The following is a 22,966-nucleotide window of genomic DNA, read 5'->3' on the forward strand; positions in this document are numbered from 1 at the left end:
TCCAGGGCTGCATGCCGTGAGCGTATTGTTGGGCCAGATCCTCGATGCACTCGGTGGCGAGTTGGTCGGTGGCGAAAGGGAGATGTCCATCTCCCGCATCGCACCGCTGGACTCTGCCGGGGCCGGGGATCTCAGTTTTCTGAGCAACCCCCGCTACCGCCAGCAACTGGCCGCCTCCGAGGCGGCCTGCGTTATTGTGGCGCCCGCCATGCGCGAGCTGGCGCAGCATCGGGGTGCCTGCATCGTGGTCCCTGATCCGTATGCGTATTTCGCCAGGGCCACGCAGTGGTGGAAGCGAAACTGCAGGCCCGTGGCGCCGGCCGGTATCCATCCGAGCGCCGTGGTGCACGAGAGCGCCATCGTTGATGCATCGGCCACCATTGGCCCGCTGTGCGTGGTCGAGGAGGGTGCCACCATCGGTGCCCACACCGTGCTCAAGTCGCGCGTCACCATTGGCGAGAACTGCCATGTGGGCGCGCGCTGTCTGCTGCATTCCGGCGTGGTGCTGGGGGCGGACGGCTTTGGGTTCGCGCCTGAGAACGGCGCATGGGTGAAGATCGAGCAGCTCGGCGGCGTGCGGATCGGCGACGATGTGGAAATCGGCGCCAATACCTGCATAGACCGGGGTGCGCTGGACGACACGGTGATCGAGGATGGGGTCAAGCTCGACAACCTGATTCAGATCGGTCACAACGTGCACGTCGGCAGGCATACGGCCATGGCCGGCTGCGTGGGGGTGGCCGGCAGCGCGCGCATTGGCGCGCATTGCACCGTGGGAGGCGGGGCCATCGTGCTGGGCCATCTGCAGCTGGCTGACCGGGTGCATATTTCGGCAGCGACGGTAGTGACCCGTTCGCTGACACAATCAGGTGTTTACACGGGCATGTTTCCCGTGGATGAAAACGCCAAATGGGAAAAAAATGCTGCGACGCTGAAGCAGCTGCACTCCATGCGCGATCGCATCAAGGCCCTGGAGCGGCAACTGCAGCAATCGGCGGATCAAGGCCATAACGGAACGCAATGATGGATATTCACGCAATTCTCAAGCAACTGCCCCACCGCTACCCCTTCCTGCTGGTGGACAAGGTCACGGAGCTTGAGCGCAATACACGCATCAAGGCGATCAAGAACGTCACGTTCAACGAGCCCTATTTCATGGGCCATTTCCCAGGCCGTCCCGTCATGCCGGGCGTGCTCATCCTGGAGGCGCTGGCGCAGGCTGCCGGCCTGCTGGCCTTCGATGCCATGGGCCAGGTTCCCGACGAAAACAACATCTACTACTTCGTGGGCATCGACGGGGCGCGCTTCAAGCGTCCCGTGGAGCCGGGCGACCAGCTGGTGCTGGAGATCACCATCGACCGTGTGCGCGGCGGCATCTGGAAGTTCAAGGGCGTGGCTCGCGTCGAAGACGAAGTGGCCTGCGAAGCCGAGCTGATGTGCACCATGCGCAACGTGGGCTGACGGGCGCATGGCTGGCATTGAACGCATCCATCCCACGGCACTGATAGATTCCGCTGCGCAGCTGGATTCGTCGGTGTCGGTCGGCGCCTATGCCGTCATCGGACCGCATGTGGAAATCGGCGCCGGCACCACCATCGGCGCGCATTGCGTTGTCGAAGGCCATACCCGCATTGGCTGCGACAACCGGATTTTCCAGTTCGCGTCCCTGGGCGCGCAGCCCCAGGACAAGAAGTACGCAGGCGAGCCTACCCGGCTGGTTATCGGCGATCGCAATACGGTGCGGGAGTTCTGTACCTTCAACACCGGTACCGTGCAGGACCAGGGCGTCACGGCCATCGGCGACGACAACTGGATCATGGCCTATGTGCATGTGGCCCATGACTGCGTTGTCGGCAGCCACACCATCCTGGCCAACAACGCCACTCTGGCCGGCCACGTGCACGTGGGCGACCATGTCATCCTGGGCGGCCTGACGGGTGTGCACCAGTTCACCAAGGTGGGCGCCCATGCCATGGCCGGCTTTGCCAGTCATATCTCGCAGGATGTGCCGCCCTTCATGATGGTGGATGGCAATCCGCTGGCCGTGCGCGGCTTCAATATCGAAGGCTTGCGCCGTCGCGGCTTCGGGCCGCAGCGCATTCAGGCCGTCAAGCAGATGCACCGTCTGCTGTACCGCCAGGGACTGACCCTTGAAGCTGCGCGAGAAGCCATTGCTTCGCTGGAGGGTGAACTGCCCGAGGCCGCGGCCGATGTATCGCTGATGCTGGATTTCCTGGCGGCTTCGACCCGGGGCATTGCGCGCTGATCTGGCGCGCGAAAGGACGGCATGACAGAGAACGCGGCGCCATCGGCGCGCCTGAGTCCATCGATTGCCATGGTCGCCGGAGAAACCTCTGGCGACCTGCTGGCGTCCTTGCTCCTGGGGGGGCTGCAGTCCCGCTGGCCAGAGGCCTCGGCCTTTGGCATCGGCGGGCTGCAGATGCAGCAGCGCGGCTTTGAAGCCTGGTGGTCCAGCGAGCGCTTGGCCGTGCATGGATACAGCTGGGAAGTGTTTCGCCGGCTGGCCGAGATTCTGAATATCCGACGCCAGCTGCGTCAGCGACTGCTCCAGCAGCGGCCGGCCGTCTTTGTCGGCATCGACGCGCCGGACTTCAACCTGGGGCTAGAAACCGATCTGCGTGCTGCGGGCATCAAGACCGTGCATTTCGTCTGTCCTTCGATCTGGGCCTGGCGTGCCGATCGCGTCGACAAGATCCGCCGCGCGGCCGATCATGTCCTGTGCATCTTCCCCTTTGAGCCCGAGTTGCTGGCCCGCCATGGCATAGACGCGACCTACGTGGGCCATCCCCTGGCCAGCGTGATTCCGCTGCAGCCCGACCGCGCAGCTGCGCGCCGCCGGTTAGGGCTGCCCGAAGATGGTCTGGTGCTGGCCGTGCTGCCCGGCAGTCGGCGCTCTGAAATACGTTACCTGGCTGCCCGCTTCTTTCAGGCGGTAGCTTTGGTTCGGAAGGCGCTGCCAGCTATTAAAATAGTAGTGCCTGCTGTGCCTTCGCAATTCGACGAGCTGCAGCGCATTGCCGCGCAAGCCGGCATGGCTTCGTCGCTGCACATCGTGCGCGGCCAGTCCCATGACGCATTGGCAGCCTGTGACGTGACGCTGATAGCCAGCGGCACGGCCACGCTGGAAGCCGCCTTGTACAAGCGGCCCATGGTGATCGGCTACAACATGCACCCGTGGAGCTGGCGTCTGATGCGTGGCAAGCAACTGCAGCCCTGGGTGGGCCTGCCCAACATCCTGTGCGGCGATTTCGTCGTGCCCGAGCTGATCCAGGATGCGGCAACGCCCCAGGCGCTGAGCGCGGCCGTGCTGCAATGGCTGCAGGCCTGCGAGCATTCCCCTTCAACCGTCGAAGCGCTGGTACAGCGCTTCACAGCGCTGCACCATGAATTGCGGCGCGATACTGCCGAACTGGCCGCCCATGCGATCGAGAAAATCATTGCCCCCACTGCCGCCTGAACAGGCGTGCCTGCCCTGGCATCCGCCGGGGTTGGTTGCGGGCGTGGACGAAGCGGGCCGCGGCCCGTTGGCCGGCCCCGTGGTGGCCGCCGCTGTCATTCTTGACGATCTCCATCCCATCGAGGGCCTGAACGATTCCAAGAAGCTCACGGCTGCGCGCCGCGAGGCACTCTATGACGAGATCCGTGCCAAGGCGCTGTGCTGCAGCATTGCCGAGGCCTCGGTCGAAGAGATCGATCGCCTGAACATCCTGCAGGCCACGCTGCTGGCCATGCGCCGCGCGGTGCTGGGCCTGCGATTGAAGCCGGTACTGGTTCTGGTGGATGGCAACCAGTTGCCCGTGCTGGATGTGCAGGCCGAGGCCATCGTCAAGGGCGACGCCCTGGTGCAGTCCATCTCGGCGGCCTCCATTCTTGCCAAGGTCACGCGGGATCGGTGGTGCCAGCGCCTGCATGAGCAATACCCGGAATACGGCTTCGACGGCCACAAGGGCTATGGCACGGCGGCCCATCTTGCCGCGCTGCGCCTGCATGGCGCCTGCCAGGAGCACCGGCGAACCTTCGCGCCTGTGGCCCATGTCGTGAGCATTGCCCGCAGGGCCGAGCCGCTGGCAGCCGCCCGCGTGGCCGCTGCGGCGCAGGGCGCGCAGGCCTTGCTGTTGTCGGCCTGAGCGCCTTCGCTTTCTGCGCCCGTGGCGCTGTTCTTCGCTGTTCTCTTTGCCCGGAAGCCTTGCCATGAGCCGACAACCTGCCGCTACATCGATCCAGTCCCGTGACAACGCCCTGGTCAAGGATTTGCGAAGGCTTGCCCAGGACAGCGGGGCCTACCGCAAACAAGGACGTGTCTGGCTGGAGGGGGACCATCTGTGCCGTGCTGCCCTGGCGCGCGGCATGCAGCCCGCCGTGGCCGTGGTGGCCGAGTCCTTCTGGCCTCAGGTGCCGCTGGAGTGGGTGCAGGGCGCAGGCAAGTGCGTGGTGCTGTCCGATGCCGTGTTTGCCGAGGTCAGTGGACTGGAGTCTCCGGCGCGCATCGGCTTTCTGATGGACTGGCAGGCGTCGGCGGCCGTGCGTGCCGGCGTGGCCACCGTGGTGCTCGACCGTGTGCAGGACGCAGGCAACGTGGGCTCCATTCTTCGCAGTGCGGCCGCTTTCGGCTTCGGCCAGATCGTGGCTTTGAAGGGCACGGCTGCGCTGTGGAGCCAGAAGGTGCTGCGCGCCGGAATGGGCGCGCATTTCGGGCTGCACTTGGTGGAGTCGGCGTCACCCGAGGATCTGAGTGCGCTTGGCTTGCCCCTGATCGTGACCAGCTCCCATCAAGGTGAACTGATCCAGGGCGCCGCTCTGCCCTGGCCGTGCGCCTGGGCCATGGGCCATGAAGGGCAGGGCGTTGGCGAGGCGCTGATGCAGCAGGCGGCGCAGCATGTGCGCATCGGCCAGCCGGGTGGTGAAGAGTCTCTGAACGTGGCTGCGGCAGCGGCGATATGCCTGCACGCAAGCAGCGTGAGTGCCGGCTCACGTCAAGGGTAATCCCGCCTCCTGTCAGGAGGCTGAAGCGCGACCAGCCTATAATGGGCGGCTTTCAAGCATTCCACAATACGCCTAGCGACGCTTCCTCGCCACCCCCTGCAGACAAGCTGTAAACCGCACGGACCCGTCCGTGCGGCACGCTGGGCGTAACCGTAATTAGAACCGGAGAACCCAGTGCTTTTGTCTCTCAAGGGAGCATTCCCATCCGCCATCCTGGCGCTCGCAGACGGCACGGTCTTTGTTGGCAACTCGATCGGTGCGCAAGGCACCACGGTTGGTGAAGTCGTTTTCAACACGGCAATCACCGGCTACCAGGAAATCCTCACCGACCCCAGCTACTGCCAGCAGATCGTGACGCTCACGTATCCGCACATCGGCAACTACGGCGTCAACGCAGAGGATGTCGAGGCTGGCAAGGTCCATGCGGCGGGCCTGATCATCAAGAACCTTCCGCTGCTGGCCAGCAACTTCCGCAAGTCCGAGACCCTGCCCGACTACCTCACGCGCAGCGGCACGGTGGCGATTGCCAACATCGACACGCGCAAGCTCACACGGCTGCTGCGCGACAAGGGCGCACAAAACGGCGCCATCGTCGGTTTGGCCGCTGGCGAAGAAGTGACCCAGGCGCGCATCGACGAGGCACTGGCTGCGGCCAAGGCGGCCCCCAGCATGAAGGGCCTGGATCTGGCCCAGGTGGTGAGCGCCGCCCAGCAGTACGAATGGACGGAAACCGAGTGGAAGCTGGGCGAAGGCTACGGCCAGCAGCAGGCCCCGCGTTTCCATGTGGTGGCCTATGACTTCGGCGTGAAGTTCAACATCCTGCGCATGCTGGCCGAGCGCGGCTGCAAGCTGACCGTGGTGCCGGCCAAGACGCCCGCCAAGGATGTGCTGGCACTCAACCCCGACGGCGTTTTCCTGTCCAACGGCCCTGGCGACCCGGAGCCCTGCGACTACGCCATTGCCGCGACCAAGGAACTGGTGGAGTCCGGCAAGCCCGTCTTCGGCATCTGCCTGGGTCACCAGATCATGGCCCTGGCCGCTGGCGCCAAGACCTTCAAGATGGCCAACAGCCACCACGGCGCCAACCACCCCGTCAAGGACCTGGACAACGGCCGCGTGAGCATCACCAGCCAGAACCACGGGTTTGCGGTGGAGATGGAATCGCTGCCCGACACGCTGCGCGCCACGCACATCAGCCTGTTCGACGGCACGCTGCAAGGCCTTGAGCACAAGGACAAGCCTGCGTTCTGCTTCCAGGGCCACCCCGAGGCTTCGCCCGGCCCGCACGATATCGCCTACCTGTTTGACCGCTTCACGGCGCTGATGGAGAAACACAAAAATGCCTAAGCGCACCGACCTCAAAAGCATTCTGATCATTGGCGCCGGTCCCATCGTCATCGGCCAGGCCTGCGAGTTTGACTACTCCGGCGTGCAGGCCTGCAAGGCGTTGCGCGAAGAGGGCTACAAGGTCATCCTGATCAACAGCAACCCTGCCACGATCATGACCGACCCGGCCACGGCCGACGTCACCTACATCGAGCCCATCACCTGGCAGACGGTCGAGAAGATCATCGCCAAGGAGCGTCCCGACGCCATCCTGCCGACCATGGGCGGCCAGACCGCGCTGAACTGCGCGCTGGACCTGTGGCGCAACGGCGTGCTGCACAAGTACAAGGTCGAGCTGATCGGCGCAACTCCCGAGGCCATCGACAAGGCCGAGGACCGCCTCAAGTTCAAGGATGCGATGACGCGCATCGGCCTGGGTTCGGCACGCTCGGGCATCGCCCATTCGATGGACGAAGCCTGGGCCGTGCAAAAGGAGATGGGCTTTCCCACCGTCATCCGCCCCAGCTTCACGCTGGGCGGCACGGGCGGCGGCATTGCCTACAACCCCGAAGAGTTCGAGACCATCTGCAAGCGCGGCCTGGAAGCGTCGCCGACCAATGAGCTGCTGATCGAGGAATCGCTGCTCGGCTGGAAGGAGTACGAGATGGAAGTCGTCCGCGACAAGGCGGACAACTGCATCATCATCTGCTCCATCGAGAACCTGGACCCCATGGGCGTGCACACCGGCGACTCAATCACCGTGGCGCCCGCGCAGACGCTGACCGACAAGGAATACCAGATCATGCGCAACGCCTCGCTGGCGGTGCTGCGCGAGATCGGTGTGGACACGGGTGGCTCCAACGTGCAGTTCTCGGTGAATCCGAAGGACGGTCGCATGATCGTCATCGAGATGAACCCGCGCGTGTCGCGTTCCTCGGCGCTGGCCTCCAAGGCCACGGGCTTCCCCATCGCCAAGGTCGCTGCCAAGCTGGCCGTGGGCTATACGCTGGACGAACTCAAGAACGACATCACGGGCGGCAAGACGCCTGCGTCGTTCGAGCCCTCGATCGACTACGTGGTCACCAAGATCCCGCGTTTCGCGTTCGAGAAGTTCCCGGCTGCCGACAACCGCCTGACCACGCAGATGAAGTCCGTGGGCGAGGTCATGGCCATTGGCCGCACCTTCCAGGAATCCTTCCAGAAGGCGCTGCGCGGCCTGGAAGTCGGCGTGGACGGCATGAACGAAAAGACCCAGGACCGCGAGATCCTCGAAAAGGAACTCGGCGAACCAGGTCCGGACCGCATCTGGTATGTGGGTGACGCCTTTGCTGCCGGCTGGACGCTGGACGAAGTGCACAACATCACCAAGATCGACAAGTGGTTCCTCGTGCAGATCGAAGAGATCGTCAAGATCGAACTCGAACTGGACAAGGTCTACGAGGAAAAGGGCGATGCCGCGCTGGCTGCACTGGACGCCACCACGCTGCGCACGCTCAAGCAAAAGGGCTTCTCCGACCGCCGCCTTGCCAAGCTGCTGCACAGCACCGACAAGGCCGTGCGCGAGGCGCGCAAGGCACTGGGCGTGCGCCCCGTGTTCAAGCGCGTGGACACCTGCGCTGCCGAGTTCGCCACCGACACCGCCTACATGTACTCCACCTATGACGAGGAGTGCGAAGCCGAGCCGACGGACAAGAAAAAGATCATGGTGCTGGGCGGTGGCCCGAACCGCATCGGCCAGGGCATCGAGTTCGACTACTGCTGCGTGCATGCCGCGCTCGCCATGCGCGAGGACGGCTATGAAACCATCATGGTCAACTGCAACCCCGAAACCGTGTCCACCGACTACGACACCTCGGACCGCCTGTACTTCGAGCCGCTGACGCTGGAAGACGTGCTCGAAGTCGTGGCTGTCGAGAAGCCGGTCGGCGTCATCGTGCAGTACGGTGGCCAGACGCCCCTGAAGCTCGCCCTGGGCCTGGAAAAGGAAGGCGTGCCCATCATCGGCACCACGCCCGACATGATCGACGCGGCCGAAGACCGCGAGCGCTTCCAGAAGCTGCTGCATGAGCTGGGCCTGCGCCAGCCGCCCAATGCCACGGCCCGTACCGAGCCCGAAGCGCTGGAAAAGGCGGCCGGCCTGGGCTACCCCCTGGTCGTGCGTCCCAGCTATGTGCTGGGTGGCCGTGCCATGGAAATCGTGCATGAGCAGCGTGACCTGGAGCGCTACATGCGCGAAGCCGTCAAGGTCAGCAATGACTCGCCCGTGCTGCTGGACCACTTCCTGTCCAACGCCATCGAGTGCGATGTGGACTGCGTGCGTGACCGCGAAGGCGCCGTCTTCATCGGCGGCGTGATGGAGCACATCGAGCAGGCCGGCGTGCATTCGGGCGATTCCGCCTGCTCGCTGCCGCCTTACTACCTCAAGCCCGAGACCGTGGCCGAGATCAAGCGCCAGACGGCTGCCATGGCCAACGCGCTGAGCGTGGTCGGCCTGATGAACGTGCAGTTCGCCATCAAGGAAACGGCCGATGGCGACGTGATCTACGTGCTGGAAGTCAATCCGCGTGCCTCGCGCACCGTGCCCTTCGTCTCCAAGGCCACGGGCATCCAGCTGGCCAAGGTGGCTGCGCGCTGCATGGCCGGCGACACGCTGGCCCAGCAAGGCATCACCAAGGAAGTCACGCCGCCGTACTTCAGCGTCAAGGAAGCCGTCTTCCCGTTCGTGAAGTTCCCGGGCGTGGACACCATCCTCGGCCCCGAGATGAAGTCCACCGGCGAAGTCATGGGCGTGGGCAAGACCTTTGGCGAAGCCTTCGTCAAGAGCCAGCTGGGCGCCGGCGTGGCACTGCCCACCCAGGGCAAGGTCTTCCTGACCGTGAAGAACGCCGACAAGCCGCGCGCCGTGGCCGTGGCCAAGGAACTGGCTGCCATGGGCTTCGTGCTGTGCGCCACGCGCGGCACGGCAGCGGCCATCTCCGAGGCAGGTATCGAAGTGCAGCTCGTCAACAAGGTGACCGAGGGCCGCCCCCACATCGTGGACATGATCAAGAACGGCGAGATCGCCATGGTCATCAACACGGTGGAAGAGCGCCGCAACGCCATCGCCGACTCGCGCGCCATCCGCACCAGCGCCCTGCTGGCGCGCGTGACCACCTTCACCACCATCTTCGGTGCCGAAGCCGCCGTCGAAGGCATGAAGTCCATGGGCAACATGGATGTGCACTCCGTCCAGGAACTGCACGCCCAGCTGCAGACGGCCTGATCCTTCCGCACTGCCGCCCCTCGTTTCTGACGAGGTGCAGCCGGCGGCACTGTCCGACAGTGCCGCCGGGTTTTCCCACCGAAGCTGGTGGTCAAACGCGGCATAATGGACCACATGACTTGATGAAACCGCCGCGCGGCAACGTGCGGCGGTTTGCTTTTGGGGCGCAGGCCCTGCCGCCATACTGCCGGCCCGCCTGTGCCAAAGAAGCCGCGCAACGCGCGGCGTTTGCTGCACATGGAGACTTTTCAATGGCCACCATTCCCATCACCAAGCGCGGAGCCGAGAAACTCAAGGACGAGCTGCACCGTCTGAAGACCGTGGAGCGTCCTTCCATCATCCAGGCCATCGCCGAGGCCCGTGCCCAGGGCGATCTGAGCGAAAACGCCGAGTACGAGGCCGCCAAGGACCGCCAAGGCTTCATCGAGGGCCGCATTGCCGAGGTAGAGAGCAAGCTGTCCGCAGCCCAGATCATCGATCCTTCCGCCGTGGATGCCGGCGGCCGCGTGGTCTTCGGTGCAACGGTTGAACTCGAAGACGAGGACAGCGGCGACACGGTCAAGTACCAGATCGTCGGCGAGGACGAGGCCGATCTCAAGCTGGGCCTGATCAACGTCTCCAGCCCCATCGCACGCGCGCTGATCGGCAAGGAAGAAGGCGATACCGCTGTCGTGCAGGCACCGGGCGGCGAGCGCCGCTATGAAGTGGTGTCGGTGCGCTACCTCTGATGCGTCGGTGCCTGTGCCTCGATCGTTGAGGAAGGCTTAAGCCCATGAGCAACCTGTACGAGCGCGTCCCCCTGCTGGCCGCTGCCCTGTGGTGGGGCAGCCTGTCGGCCATCGGCTTCATGGCCGTACCCATGCTGTTCGCCCACTTGCCCACGCCGGCTGTCGCGGGCTTCATGGCTGCCAAGCTGTTTGCCGCGCAGACCTGGGTGTCCATCGCCTGCGCGGCCGTGCTGCTGGTCCTGTCCCGGCGCAGCAAGGAGTCGGTCGTGCAGCCCTGGGCCAAGGCCTGCCTGGGCTTTGTGATCGCAGGCATGCTGCTGGCATTTGTCGTCCAGTACGGCGTGTCGCCGCGCATCGTTGCACGCGACAACCTCAAGCTGTGGCACAGCGTGGGCACGGTGATGTATGCGCTGCAGTGGCTGTGTGCGCTCGTCGTGCTGTGGCGCATAGGCCGTTCGTCTCAAGCGAACACCCGGGCCACGGCCTGATCCCGGTCCTGCCGGTTCGGCACCATGCCAAACGAAAACGCCCGCAAGCGCGGGCGTTTTTTTGTGGGTCGAGCTGCTCACTCGTGCCAGTGCTCGGCCACCCAGGTGGCAGGCCGGATATAGCGAAAGCGCCGATTGCGCCGGCCGGCCAACGCGTCAGGCGGGTTGCATTCGCCGTGGAAGATCACCACGCGCGCACCATCCGGCACGAAGGGCGGCTTCCAGTAGTTCGTCGGCCATGCGGGAATGCAGTGGTACTTGAAGCTGGGGCACCAGGCCTGCGGCCAGTACTTGAGCTTGCCCTGCTTGTGCAGCATGTCGGACAGATAGGCCTGCTCATTGCGAAAGTTGCGGCGTATCTCTTCGAAATGCGTGCGGAAGTAGTCCAGCACCTCGGGGTGGGCACCCAGCTCGAAGCGGTACACCGAGGAATTGCCCGTGATGCGCCACGGACGCTTGTAGTCGTGGATGATCAGGAACTCGCCGGGTTCGGTGAAAAAATCGTCCAGCGGCCCGGTGATGACCACGTCCACGTCAAGAAACAGCGCCGTGCCGCGCAGGCCGTGCAGGTCGGCACTGAAGGTGGCCAGCTTGTTCCAACCACGCTCCGGAATGCCCGCGGGCAGGTTCAGCGGAGGAATCGGCAGGCATTCGACCTCGTCGCGAATCCCCACGCCGTCATCGGTCAGGCAGACAAGGCGAAAATCGCCCTTCAGATGCCGACGCACCATGGCGTAGAGCCTGTTGACATACTCCGGACCGTACTTCTTGCCCCACTTCATGCAGATCACGAAGCGCTGCTGCGCAGAGGGGGAGGCGGAGGGCGGTTGCGCGGCCTGGGCCACGCTGGCGGCATGGGATGCTACGGTCATGGATGCGGCGGACTCAGTCTGCCTGACGCTTCTTGACCGACTTCTGCTTGGGCTTGGCGCGCTTGACCTGGCCACCTGCCGTCAGGCGCTGGTTGCCCAGCACGCGGATCTGCTTGACCTCGGGCTTCTGGCCGGAGCGCTTGCTGAACTTGAGCAGCTTGACATCGCGAGGGCCGGGCATGCGGTTCTCGTCGATGGCTTTTTCCTTTTCCGGCATGGGGCGCCAGAGCACCAGCAGCTTGCCGATGTGCTGAATGGGTGCAGCGCCAAGCTCGTCGCACAGCTGCAGATACATCTGCTCGCGTGCGGCGCGGTCGTCGTTGAAGACACGGACCTTGATCAGGCCATGTGCGTTAAGGCCGGCGTTGACCTCCTTTTGCACGGCAGCCGTCAGGCCGTCACCCCCGATGAGGACCACGGGGTCCAGGTGGTGTGCGTTGGCGCGGTGTTCCCGGCGCTCGGCGGGAGTCAATTGAATTTGGGGCATGGCCGTATTATCGAGGCTGAAAGAATCCAGCATGAAAGTCCAAACAAAAAGCAAGAAGGTCAACAAGGCTTGGCTCAACAGCCACGTCAACGATCCTTACGTCAAGGCCGCCCAGAAGGACGGCTACCGCGCGCGCGCGGCCTACAAACTCAAGGAGATCGACGAGCAGCTCAAGCTCATCCGGCCGGGTGCCACGGTGGTGGACCTGGGCTGCGCACCCGGGGCTTGGAGCCAGTATGTGCGCCGTTGCCTGTCGCCCAACGGGGCGGCCGTCGGCGCTCTCAACGGCCGCATCATCTCGCTGGATCTGCTGCCCATGGAGCCCATTGAGGGCGTGCAGTACATCCAGGGCGATTTCCGCGAGGAGCCGGTTCTGGCCCAGCTCCAGGAGGCCCTGGGCGGGGGCAAGGCCGACGTGGTGGTCTCCGACATGGCTCCCAACCTGTCGGGCAACGGCACGACGGATGCGGCGCGTATTGCGCTGCTGGTCGAACTGGCGGTTGATTTTTCCATCCACCATATGAAACCTGAAGGCGCCTTGGTGGTGAAGCTCTTCCACGGCGGGGCCTACGATGACCTGGTTGCGCTGTTCCGGCAGACCTTCAAGGTGGTCAAGCCGATCAAGCCCAAGTCCTCGCGTGACAAGTCTTCGGAGACGTTTTTGGTGGGCATGGGGCTCAAGTAGCCCTGTGCAGCCGCCCGGCGCTGCCCTGACCCGGGTCAAGACCGTATTCAAGCTATGGCTGCTATAGAGGGATATAGGCGACCAGCCAGCTTGAAACACCTAAAATGGACCGCAAATACGCTTCGAGCACGCTGGAAGTCGTTTTATCTGTATCCCCCATTGGAGCCCCGCTTGAACAATCAGTGGTTTTCAAAAATTGCCGTCTGGCTGGTCATCGCCATGGTGCTGTTTACGGTGTTCAAGCAATTTGACACCCGTGGCGGCGCTGGCGCGTCCCATGTCGGTTACTCCGAGTTCCTGGAAGAGGTGCGAAGCAATCGCATCAAGAGCGCCACCATCCAGGAAAGCCCCGGCGGCACCGAGATCGTGGCCACGACCAACGATGACCGCAAGGTGCGCACCACCGCCACCTACCTGGATCGCGGGCTCGTGGGTGACCTGATCAACAACAACGTCAAGTTCGACGTCAAGCCCCGCGAAGAAGGCTCGGTCCTCATGACCCTGCTCGTCAGCTGGGGGCCCATGCTGCTGTTGATCGGCGTGTGGGTGTACTTCATGCGCCAGATGCAGGGTGGCGGCAAGGGCGGTGCTTTCAGCTTCGGCAAGAGCAAGGCGCGCATGCTGGACGAGAACAACAACACCGTGACCTTTGCCGACGTTGCAGGCTGCGACGAAGCCAAGGAAGAGGTCAAGGAAGTCGTGGACTTCCTGAAGGACCCCAACAAGTTCCAGAAGCTCGGCGGCCGCATTCCGCGTGGTCTGCTGCTGGTCGGGCCTCCGGGTACCGGCAAGACCTTGCTGGCCAAGTCCATCGCTGGTGAAGCCAAGGTCCCGTTCTTCAGCATCTCGGGCTCCGACTTCGTGGAAATGTTCGTCGGCGTGGGCGCGGCCCGCGTGCGCGACATGTTCGAGAACGCCAAGAAGAATGCACCCTGCATCATCTTCATCGATGAAATCGATGCCGTGGGCCGCCAGCGTGGCGCAGGCCTGGGTGGTGGTAACGATGAGCGTGAGCAGACTCTGAACCAGATGCTGGTCGAGATGGACGGCTTCGAGACCAACCTCGGCGTGATCGTCGTGGCTGCAACCAACCGTCCCGACATCCTGGATGCGGCGCTGCTGCGCCCCGGCCGTTTCGACCGCCAGGTGTATGTGACGCTGCCCGATATCCGCGGCCGCGAGCAGATCCTCAATGTGCACATGCGCAAGATCCCTGTCGGCCAGGACGTGAATCCGGGCGTGATCGCCCGCGGCACGCCCGGCATGTCGGGAGCCGATCTGGCCAACCTCTGCAACGAAGCAGCCCTGATGGCCGCGCGCCGCAATGCGCGCACCGTCGAGATGCAGGACTTCGAGAAGGCCAAGGACAAGATCATCATGGGTCCCGAGCGCAAGAGCATGGTCATGCCCGAGGAAGAGCGCCGCAACACGGCCTACCACGAGGCAGGCCACGCACTGATCGGCAAGCTGCTGCCCAAGTGCGATCCCGTGCACAAGGTCACCATCATCCCGCGCGGCCGTGCGCTGGGCGTGACCATGAGCCTGCCCGAGAAGGACCGCTACTCCTACGACAAGGAGTTCATGCTCAACCAGATCGCCATGCTGTTCGGTGGACGCATTGCCGAAGAAGTGTTCATGAACCAGATGACCACGGGCGCGAGCAACGACTTCGAGCGGGCCACGCAGATCGCACGCGACATGGTCACCCGCTACGGCATGACCGACGCGCTGGGTCCCATGGTCTATGCGGAGCAGGAAGGCGAGCCTTTCCTGGGCCGCTCGATGAGCAAGACCAACAGCATGAGCGAGCAGACGATGCAGAAGGTGGACCAGGAGGTTCGCCGCATCATCGACGAGCAGTACGGACTGGCGCGCAAGCTGATCGAGGATAACTCCGACAAGATGCATGCCATGGCCAAGGCCATGCTCGACTGGGAAACCATCGACGCCGAGCAACTCGATGACATCATGGCCGGCCGTGAGCCGCGTCCTCCCAAGGACTGGGTGCCGCGCAACCCGCCGTCGTCCGACGGTGGCAACTCGTCCGGCGGCACGCCGGCAGTGGATGCCGACCCTGCGCCCACCACGGCCTGAGCTGCTTGCCGCAGAATCGGTCAATCCCATGCAAAGGGCCCTGAGGGGCCCTTTTGCTTTGCTTGCAGGATGTGTTCAATTGCCCGCAACGGCCAGCGATGAACCCGGTCCGGCAGGCGCCTACCTTCAGGAAATCCCATGCCGCATCAATGGCAGACTTCGCGCTTTGTTCTAGACCTTCAGCGTCCACTGGTCATGGGCATCGTCAATGTGACGCCCGACTCGTTTTCCGACGGCGGGCGGCACAACACGGTGGAGCAGGCCTTGCGGCATGCAGAGCAACTGGTCAGTGAGGGCGCGCACATCCTCGATATTGGCGGCGAGTCCACCAGGCCCGGCTCACCGGCTGTTCCGCTGGATGAGGAGTTGCGGCGCGTGCTGCCTGTTGTACAGGGCGCAGTGCAACTGGGCGTGCCTGTCTCCGTCGATACCTACAAGCCCGAGGTCATGCAGGCCGTGCTGGATCTGGGGGCCGACATCGTCAACGACATCTGGGCGCTGCGCCAGCCGGGCGCGCAGCAGGTGGTGGCCGCGCACCCGAGCTGCGGCATCTGTCTCATGCACATGCATGGCACGCCGCAGGACATGCAGACCACGCCCATGCAAGGCGATGCCGTGCCCGCCGTGCGCGATTTCCTGCAGTTGCACAGCGATGCCCTGCTGGCCCGGGGCGTGGCGCGGGAGCGCATCGTCTGGGACTATGGCATCGGCTTCGGCAAAAGCGTGGCACAGAATTTTTCCCTGCTTGCACGCCAGCATGAATTGCTGGGCCTAGACTTCCCGCTGCTGGCCGGCTGGTCGCGCAAGGGCTCGCTCGGGCAGGTCAGTGGCCGTCCACAGGGCCAGCGCATGGTGCCCAGCGTGGCGGCGGCACTGCTGGCGGTGGAGCGTGGCGCGCGCGTGGTGCGCGTGCACGACGTGGCCGATACGGTGGCGGCATTGACGGTCTGGCAGACCATGCACGACAACGACTGAACAACAAAGGAGCACTATGGCACGCACATATTTTGGTACCGATGGAATTCGCGGCCTGGTGGGCCGTTCGCCCATCACCCCCGACTTCGCGCTGCGTCTGGCGCATGCCGTGGGCCGTGTGCTGCGGCGCAAGGAAGCCCGTCCCATGGTGCTGATCGGCAAGGACACGCGGATCTCGGGCTACATGCTGGAGAGCGCGCTGGAGTCCGGGTTCAACTCTGCCGGCGTGGACGTGATGCTGCTGGGCCCCTTGCCCACGCCGGGCGTGGCCTATCTGACGCGCGCCCAGCGCGCCAGCCTGGGCGTGGTCATCAGCGCCAGCCACAACCCTTATTACGACAACGGCATCAAGTTCTTCAGCGCACAGGGCACCAAGCTGCCCGATGCCTGGGAGGAAGAGGTCGAGCAGGCCTTGACCGAAGATCCCGTATGGGTCGACTCTGCCGCTCTGGGAAAGGCCCGGCGCCTTGAAGACGCGCCAGGGCGCTACATCGAGTTCTGCAAGAGCACCTTCGACCATGCGCTCACGCTCAAGGGTGTGAAGATCGTGGTCGATGCGGCCCATGGCGCGGCCTACCAGATCGCCCCCAAGGTCTTCCATGAACTGGGGGCCGATGTGGTGGCCATTGGCTGTGCGCCCGATGGACTGAACATCAACGAAGGCGTGGGTGCCACCCATCCCGAGGCCCTGGTGCTGGCCGTGCGAGCGAACAAGGCCGACTTCGGTGTGGCGCTGGATGGTGATGCCGACCGGCTGCTGCTGGTCGATGCGGCTGGCCGGCTCTACAACGGCGACGAACTGCTGTACCTGATGGCGGCCGACCGGCTGGCGCGTGGCGAGGCCGTGCCGGGTGCCGTGGGCACACTGATGACCAATATGGCCGTGGAGGTGGCGCTGAAGTCCCAGGGGGTGGGCTTTGTGCGCGCCAAGGTCGGCGACCGCTATGTGCTGGAGGAGCTGCACCGCCAGGGCTGGACACTGGGGGGCGAGGGCTCGGGCCATCTGCTGGCGCTGGACAAGCACACCACGGGCGATGGCCTGGTCAGCGCGCTGCAGGTGCTGCAGGCCTGCGTGCGTTCGGGCAAGAGCCTGTCGCAGTGGCTGTCTTCGGTCCAGCTGTTTCCCCAGGTATTGCTCAACGTGCGGCTGCAGCCGGGCCAGGACTGGAAGCGCAACACCCAGCTTGAGGAAGCCACCGAGGCCGTCAAGGCCGAATTGGGCGATACGGGGCGCGTGCTTATCCGCGCCAGCGGCACCGAGCCTTTGCTGCGCGTGATGGTGGAGGCACGCGATGGCGACCAGGCCAGCCGCTGCGCCGAGCGCCTGGCCAGCGTGGCGAAGAATTCACCCATGCCCTGAGCGGCGTGCGGCACGCTCCCGGCCATGGAAAGCCGAAGCTGCAGTCTTCGGCTTTTTCGTCTGCAGACCGTGGCGCGGTGAGCCGTTCAGCCCTGGCTGCGCAGAAAGGCCTCCAGCGCCTGGGGCGGCAGCGGGCGGCTGAAATGGTAGCCCTGGGCTTCATCGCAGCCTTGCTCGCGCAGGAACTCCAGCTGCGCCTCCGTTTCCACGCCTTCGGCCGTGGTCTGCATGCCCAGGGCCTGGGCCATGCGGATGATGGCGCTGACAATGGCGCGGTCATTGCTGTCGTGGTCCAGGTCCTGGATGAAGGACTGGTCGATCTTGAGTTTGTAGATCTGAAAGCGCTTGAGCTGGCTCAGGGATGAATAGCCGGTGCCGAAGTCATCCATGGCCAGGCGCACGCCATGCTCGCGCAGCCGGTCCATGGTGGCCGTGGCCTGGCGCGGATCATGGATGGCCACGCCCTCGGTCAGCTCCAGCTCCAGAGAATCTGCCGGCAGGTCGCTGTCGAGCAGGATGCGGTTGATGATTTCGGGCAGTTGCTGCTGGTGGAACTGGATGGCCGACAGGTTCACGGCCACCTTCAGGTCCCGCAGCCCCGCATTGCGCCAGGCCTGCAGTTGCTGCATGGCGCTGCGCAGCACCCATTCGCCGATCTGCAGGATCTGGCCGCTGTCCTCGGCGACGGGGATGAACTCCGCGGGCGAGACCGAGCCCAGCTCGGGGTGCTCCCATCGCAGCAGTGCCTCCACGCTGCGCACGCGCCCGGTGCTCAGGGTGATCTGCGGCTGGTAGTGCAGATACAGCTGATTGCGCTCCAGCGCCCGCCGCAAGGCGTTCTCCAGCTGCAGGGCGCGCAGGGACTGGGCCTGCATCTGCGGAGTGAAGAAGCGGTAGGTGTTGCGGCCGGCCTGCTTGGCGTGGTACATGGCCGCGTCGGCGGCCTGTGTCAGCGAGTCGATGTCGTGGCCGTCGCGCGGGTACAGCGCGATGCCCATGGACGGCGCAATGGTCAGTTCGTGGCGGTCGATCTGGTAGGCCTGGCGCGACGCCTCCTGCAGCTTGCCTGCCACGCGGGCCGCACCCTGGGCATTGGCACCGGGCAGCAGCAGCACGAATTCGTCGCCGCCGATGCGGGCCACCGTATCGCGGTCACGCACCACGGCACGCAGGCGGCGGGCAATCTCCACCAGCAGGGCATCGCCCACGCGATGGCCCAGCGAATCATTGACATGCTTGAAATGGTCCAGGTCCAGGAACATCACGGCCAGTGGCGTGTCGTTGACCTTGGCCAGCTCGATGGCGCGGGCGCTGCGCTCGGCCAGCAGCGTGCGGTTGGGCAGGCCGGTGAGCGCGTCGTAGTGCGCCATCCAGTAGATGCGTTCCTGGTCCAGCTTGCGGTCGGCGATCTCGCGGTGCAGGTTCTCCACCGTGGCGCTGAGTTCGCGTGTGCGGTCGCGCACCTGCTGCTCCAGCAGTTCGTGGGCCTGGCTCAGGGCCTGCTGGGCGCGCAGACGGTCGTCGATGTCGCTGACGATCCAGATGGAGCCTTCGCGTGCATCGCCCGGATTGATGAGCCGGCCCGTCAGTTCACCCCAGAACAGGCTGCCATCCTTGCGGCGCAGGCGGCGCTGCGTGCGAAAGGACAGGCCCGCGCTCAGCGTGCGATAGGCCTCGCGCCCCAGGCTGCGCAGCTCGTCGCGGCTGGGGTGCAGGTGCTCGCTGTTGATGCCGACCAGCGCATGTTCGCCCGCGTAGCCGAAGATGTCGGCATAGCACTGGTTGCATCGGACGATGACGCGCTGGCGGATGAAGACGATGCCCACGCCGGCATTGTCGAGCAGTGCCTGCTGCTCGCGCAGGCTGCGCTGCAGCGACGCCGCCATCATCGAAGACGGACGTTCGAGTACAGGGTCGTACGCAATCGTCGGCGCGGACATGGCGAAGCGGTAGGGCGGTGGTAAAGGGATGAGGGGGAACTTACAAAGTGTAGCACTTGCGCGCAAAACAGCATTTTGTCGTTCCCTGGCGAGGGCAGGGCCTTGGTTTTCAGGTGCCGGTGGACTGTCGTTGCCGGCCCTTGGCCTGCGCATCGAGCTTGTGGGCCAATTCATAGAGCACGCCATGGCGCAGGGCGCCGTGCGTGACGCGCATGCGCTCGATGCCCAGGCTGGAGAAGATGCCCCGCATCACGCTCATGCCGCCGCCGATCATGGGGCGCAACTCTTCCTTGAGTCCGTCCATGTTCACACGGTCGACATGGCCTGCGCGCAGCAACTGCGCATGCAGCCAGTCCAGCCCTTGCCGCGTGATCCAGCCGGCCGTGCCCCCGGGCGCATGGGCCAGGACCTTGACAATGGCACCGGCCGTGCCCGAGGAGCCATAGGCATGGCTCCATTGCCCGGCAGCGAAAAGTCCTGCTTCGGGCGCAATGATGTCGGCCACGGCTGCTTCGGCCTGGGACAGGGCCTGGGCCGACAACTCGCCATCGGGGAAGTGGCGCAAGGCCCAGGTCACGCTGCCGAAGGCGAAGGAGCGTGCCTGCAGTACTTGCCGCTGCTGACCCAGGCACAGCTCGGTCGAGCGGCCGCCGATGTCCACCACCAGCCTCCGCTGGGCGCCGGGCGGCAGCAACTGGGCGACGCCGCGATAGATCAGGCGTGCTTCCTCCTCGCCGTCAATGACCTCGATGGGGCAGCCCAGGATGCGCTGGCCTTCGTCCAGGAAGATCTGGCGATTCGATGCCTCTCTCAGCGTCTGCGTGGCCACTGCACGTACGCGGTGGCGGGGCAAATCACCCAGCACCTGCGCATAGCGCTCCAGGCAAGCCCAGCCGCGCTGCATGGCCTCCAGGCTCAACGCGCCCTGGGCGTCGAGGGCGCTGCCCAGGCGTATGGCTTCCTTGCGATGGCTGAGCAGCTGTACCTTTGCGCCGTCGCTGCGGGCCATGGCCAGCAGGCAGCTGTTGGAGCCAATGTCGATGGCGGCCAGGCGGCTTTCGGGGGGATTGGAAGAGGACATGCGCGAAAGGCGGACGACGGCACGGCTGCGGCAGGTTTGCAGCAGCCAACGGCATCCAGGGGAAGGCAGCTAGCTTAGCACCCCGGCGATGTCGCGTCGCTCTCGTGCCGGTGTGACTGGGTCATGACTTTTGCGTGACGGTTTCTGCGCCGTTGCTTGCGCCTGGCTTGGCTTGTATGACAGATGTCATGAACAGAGGAATGGATGTCATGAACATGTCACAAATCCGGGGCAGACTGCCCGAATCCCCGGCTAGCGGGGTGACTACCGGGTCCTGCCCAGGCCGGGCCCCTGCATCCATGCCCCAGACATTCACGCCGATTCCCGGTGGCGCCTCTGCCGCACCTGCCGAACCAGAACATGAACAGGGAGCGCGTGCCGTGCCCGCAGGGCCGGCTTCGCTGGGCATGGCCCGCCAGACAGCTCCCATACCCGTCTCTGCACCCCTGAATGTCCCGATGATGCCTCTGGCGAAAAGCCTCTCCACCGCCTTGTCGGAGCTGCAGGGCCAGGCCATTGCGGCTTCTGCCTCTGCTTCTTCTGCAAGGCTTCCCGCCCCCGAATACACTGGACTGCACGCCACAGCCGAAAGCGGTGAAGTGCAAGAGCAGCAGCAACAGTTTCTTGACCGTGACCATTGCATCCTGGCCTTCAATGAGCGCGTGCTGGACTGGGCCGTGCGTGAAGATGTGCCGCTGCTGGAGCGTTTGCGCTATCTGTGCATCGTCTCCTCGAATCTCGACGAATGGTTCGAGGTGCGTTGCGCCCCGCATGTGACGGCCGCCAAGGCCGGCGACGCCAAGGGCCTGTACACCCTGCAGAGCTTCCGCTCGCTGATGGACAAGGCGCATGAGCTGGTATTGCGCCAGTACACGCTGTACAACCAGTCGCTGATTCCGGCCTTTGCGGGGCAGGGCATACGCGTGGTATCCCATGGCGAGCGCAGCAGCGCCCAGCGCAAATGGGTGCGCGAGTACTTCCTGCGCGAAGTCCAGCCGCTGCTCATGCCCGTGGGCCTGGACCCCTCCCATCCATTCCCCCAGGTGGCCAACAAGGCGCTGAACTTCATCGTGCGCCTCAAAGGTGTCGATGCCTTTGGCCGTGCCAACGAGGTGGCCATCGTCAAGGTGCCGCGTGTCTTGCCGCGCCTGGTGCGCCTGCCCGAGAAGATCGCGGGCAAGCAGCGCCTGTTCGTGAGCATCTCCAGCATCGTGCGTGCTCATCTCGTCGAGTTGTTCCCGGGGCGTGAGGTGGCGGAGTTTGCGCAATTCCGTGTCACGCGCCATTCGGACCTGGCAGTGGATGAGGAAGACGTCAGCGACCTGCGCACGGCCCTGCGCCAGGGTCTGCACCATCGCCACTACGGCCAGGCGGTGAGGCTGGAGGTGTCCTTTGCCTGCTCGCCCATGCTGTCCGACCTGCTGCTGGGCCAGTTCGGCCTGCCGACCGAGGCACTGTTCCGCGTCAAGGGGCCCGTGAACCTGGTGCGCCAGTCGCAGCTGGTGGATCTGGTCGATGACCCCGCGCTGCTGTTTCCGCCTTGGCGTCCGGCATGGCCGCGCCAGCTGCAGCCGGGCCGCTCGGTGATGGCCCAGATCCGCAAGCGTGATGTGCTGATCCACCAGCCCTTCGAGAGCTTCGACGGCGTGCTGGAGCTGCTGCGCGAAGCCGTCAATGACCCTGAGGTGCTGGCCATCAAGCAGACCATCTACCGCACGGGGTCGGACTCCGAGATCATGCAGCTGCTGGCCGAGGCGGTTCGCCGTGGCAAGGAAGTGCTGGCCGTGCTGGAACTCAAGGCCCGCTTTGACGAAGAGGCCAACATCAACTCCGCCGAGAAGCTAGAGGCCTTGGGCGCCCAGGTGGTCTACGGCGTGCTGGGCCTGAAGACGCACGCCAAGATGCTGCTGATTACCCGGCGCGAAAAGCGCAGCGGTCAGCTCAAGCGCTACGGGCACCTGTCCACCGGCAATTACAACGTGCGCACGGCGCGCCTGTACACGGACATCAGCCAACTGACCTGCGATGCACAGATCACGGCCGATATGGATGCCGTATTCAGCCACCTGTCCAGCCACAACCGCTTGCCCAAGCTGCACCAGCTTGTGATTGCACCGTTCCAGCTGCACGATCGCATGCTGGCGCTGATTGCCCAGGTGGGCGAGGCCGCACAGCGCGGCGAAGAGGCGCGGATTGTGCTGAAGATGAATGCGCTGACTGACGAGTTGCTCATGCAGGCCCTGGTGCGTGCCGGTCAGCAGGGCGCACGCATCGATCTCATCGTGCGCAGCGCCTGCATGCTGCCGCCGCAGCGCAAGGGCTGGACGGACAACATCCGCGTGCGCTCCATCATCGGCCGCTTCCTGGAGCATTCGCGCGTCTTCTACTTCGCCTGGGGCAATCAGCAGGAGTTGCTGCTGTCCAGTGCGGACTGGATGAACCGCAACATGATGCGCCGGGTGGAGCTGGCCTGGCCTGTGCGCGATCCGGCGTTGCGCCAGCAGGTGATAGACGAATGTCTTGTCGCCAGCCTGCATGACAACCGCGACGCCTGGACGCTGGAAGCCAATGGCGCCTACCAGCGCGCACCCTATCCGACCACGGGCCTGGGGGCGCAGAACGCCTTGATGGAGCGTTACGGCCCTCGGGCCTGAGCCGCATATC

The 22,966-nt window shown here is 64.7% G+C and carries 19 protein-coding genes; 15 read left to right on the forward strand and 4 right to left on the reverse strand.

Annotated elements, in window-relative coordinates; genetic code table 11:
- The first annotated feature begins 16 nt into the window (after positions 1-16).
- The 10 genes from lpxD (at position 17) to ACF8O7_RS24865 (ending at position 10,808) form a co-directional block, all read left to right on the forward strand.
- The gene (gene lpxD, locus ACF8O7_RS24820; protein ID WP_046238472.1) at positions 17-1,024 is read left to right on the forward strand and encodes a UDP-3-O-(3-hydroxymyristoyl)glucosamine N-acyltransferase; all 1,008 of its coding nucleotides are present in this window, start codon (positions 17-19) and stop codon (positions 1,022-1,024) included.
- Entirely contained in the window at positions 1,021-1,461 is a 441-nt protein-coding gene (gene fabZ, locus ACF8O7_RS24825) for a 3-hydroxyacyl-ACP dehydratase FabZ (RefSeq protein ID WP_012206736.1), read from the forward strand. Before lpxD ends, fabZ begins: the two co-directional genes overlap by 4 nt.
- 7 nt (positions 1,462-1,468) lie before the next feature.
- The gene (gene lpxA, locus ACF8O7_RS24830) at positions 1,469-2,266 is read left to right on the forward strand and encodes an acyl-ACP--UDP-N-acetylglucosamine O-acyltransferase (protein WP_017404505.1); all 798 of its coding nucleotides are present in this window, start codon (positions 1,469-1,471) and stop codon (positions 2,264-2,266) included.
- A 21-nt stretch (positions 2,267-2,287) separates the two neighbouring features.
- A complete protein-coding gene (gene lpxB, locus ACF8O7_RS24835) occupies positions 2,288-3,478 on the forward strand; it encodes a lipid-A-disaccharide synthase (protein ID WP_043792023.1) in 1,191 nt (396 codons plus the stop codon).
- Entirely contained in the window at positions 3,441-4,148 is a 708-nt protein-coding gene (gene rnhB, locus ACF8O7_RS24840) for a ribonuclease HII (protein WP_016447477.1), read from the forward strand. Before lpxB ends, rnhB begins: the two co-directional genes overlap by 38 nt.
- A 64-nt stretch (positions 4,149-4,212) precedes the next feature.
- Positions 4,213-5,004, forward strand: a complete 792-nt coding sequence (locus ACF8O7_RS24845) for an RNA methyltransferase (protein WP_126313126.1) — start codon at positions 4,213-4,215, stop codon at positions 5,002-5,004.
- A 174-nt stretch (positions 5,005-5,178) separates the two neighbouring features.
- A complete protein-coding gene (gene carA / locus ACF8O7_RS24850) occupies positions 5,179-6,351 on the forward strand; it encodes a glutamine-hydrolyzing carbamoyl-phosphate synthase small subunit (protein ID WP_016447475.1) in 1,173 nt (390 codons plus the stop codon).
- Positions 6,344-9,592, forward strand: a complete 3,249-nt coding sequence (gene carB / locus ACF8O7_RS24855; RefSeq protein WP_016447474.1) for a carbamoyl-phosphate synthase large subunit — start codon at positions 6,344-6,346, stop codon at positions 9,590-9,592. The genes carA and carB overlap by 8 nt, the downstream gene beginning before the upstream one ends.
- A 251-nt stretch (positions 9,593-9,843) precedes the next feature.
- Positions 9,844-10,320: a transcription elongation factor GreA gene (gene greA / locus ACF8O7_RS24860; protein WP_016447473.1), complete on the forward strand. Its 477-nt coding sequence runs from the start codon at positions 9,844-9,846 to the stop codon at positions 10,318-10,320.
- A gap of 44 nt (positions 10,321-10,364) precedes the next feature.
- Positions 10,365-10,808, forward strand: coding sequence for a DUF4149 domain-containing protein (locus ACF8O7_RS24865; protein ID WP_016451337.1), 444 nt, complete (start codon positions 10,365-10,367; stop codon positions 10,806-10,808).
- Positions 10,809-10,885: 77 nt separating this feature from the next.
- Here ACF8O7_RS24865 and ACF8O7_RS24870 read toward each other — a convergent pair whose 3' ends face one another.
- Positions 10,886-11,680, reverse strand: coding sequence for a hypothetical protein (locus tag ACF8O7_RS24870; protein ID WP_016447471.1), 795 nt, complete (start codon positions 11,678-11,680; stop codon positions 10,886-10,888).
- A 13-nt stretch (positions 11,681-11,693) separates the two neighbouring features.
- Positions 11,694-12,167: a YhbY family RNA-binding protein gene (locus ACF8O7_RS24875; protein WP_012206726.1), complete on the reverse strand. Its 474-nt coding sequence runs from the start codon at positions 12,165-12,167 to the stop codon at positions 11,694-11,696.
- A gap of 31 nt (positions 12,168-12,198) precedes the next feature.
- On the opposite strand from ACF8O7_RS24875, the gene ACF8O7_RS24880 reads away from it, so the two are divergent.
- The 4 genes from ACF8O7_RS24880 to glmM all read left to right on the forward strand — a co-directional run bounded on the left by ACF8O7_RS24880 (position 12,199) and on the right by glmM (position 17,281).
- Positions 12,199-12,852: an RlmE family RNA methyltransferase gene (locus tag ACF8O7_RS24880; RefSeq protein WP_026062160.1), complete on the forward strand. Its 654-nt coding sequence runs from the start codon at positions 12,199-12,201 to the stop codon at positions 12,850-12,852.
- Between the two features lie 171 nt (positions 12,853-13,023).
- Positions 13,024-14,946 carry an ATP-dependent zinc metalloprotease FtsH gene (ftsH, locus tag ACF8O7_RS24885; protein ID WP_016447469.1) on the forward strand — a complete coding sequence of 641 codons (1,923 nt, stop codon included), beginning with the start codon at positions 13,024-13,026 and terminating at the stop codon, positions 14,944-14,946.
- Between the two features lie 138 nt (positions 14,947-15,084).
- A complete protein-coding gene (gene folP / locus ACF8O7_RS24890; protein WP_016447468.1) occupies positions 15,085-15,921 on the forward strand; it encodes a dihydropteroate synthase in 837 nt (278 codons plus the stop codon).
- A 16-nt stretch (positions 15,922-15,937) separates the two neighbouring features.
- Entirely contained in the window at positions 15,938-17,281 is a 1,344-nt protein-coding gene (gene glmM / locus ACF8O7_RS24895; protein ID WP_046984523.1) for a phosphoglucosamine mutase, read from the forward strand.
- 86 nt (positions 17,282-17,367) lie between these two features.
- On the opposite strand, the gene ACF8O7_RS24900 is transcribed toward glmM, so the two are convergent.
- Together ACF8O7_RS24900 and ACF8O7_RS24905 are read right to left on the reverse strand one after the other, a co-directional pair.
- Positions 17,368-19,221, reverse strand: a complete 1,854-nt coding sequence (locus ACF8O7_RS24900; RefSeq protein WP_016447466.1) for an EAL domain-containing protein — start codon at positions 19,219-19,221, stop codon at positions 17,368-17,370.
- A gap of 109 nt (positions 19,222-19,330) precedes the next feature.
- Complete coding sequence (locus ACF8O7_RS24905) at positions 19,331-20,302, reverse strand: Ppx/GppA family phosphatase (protein ID WP_016447465.1); 972 nt, start codon at positions 20,300-20,302, stop codon at positions 19,331-19,333.
- Between the two features lie 209 nt (positions 20,303-20,511).
- Between ACF8O7_RS24905 and ppk1 the strand changes: the two genes are divergently transcribed.
- Entirely contained in the window at positions 20,512-22,956 is a 2,445-nt protein-coding gene (gene ppk1, locus ACF8O7_RS24910) for a polyphosphate kinase 1 (protein WP_047473911.1), read from the forward strand.
- The last annotated feature ends 10 nt before the right edge of the window (positions 22,957-22,966 follow it).

Source organism: Delftia sp. WSY_16 (genome assembly GCF_043104415.1).
Classification (GTDB): domain Bacteria; phylum Pseudomonadota; class Gammaproteobacteria; order Burkholderiales; family Burkholderiaceae_C; genus Comamonas; species Comamonas tsuruhatensis.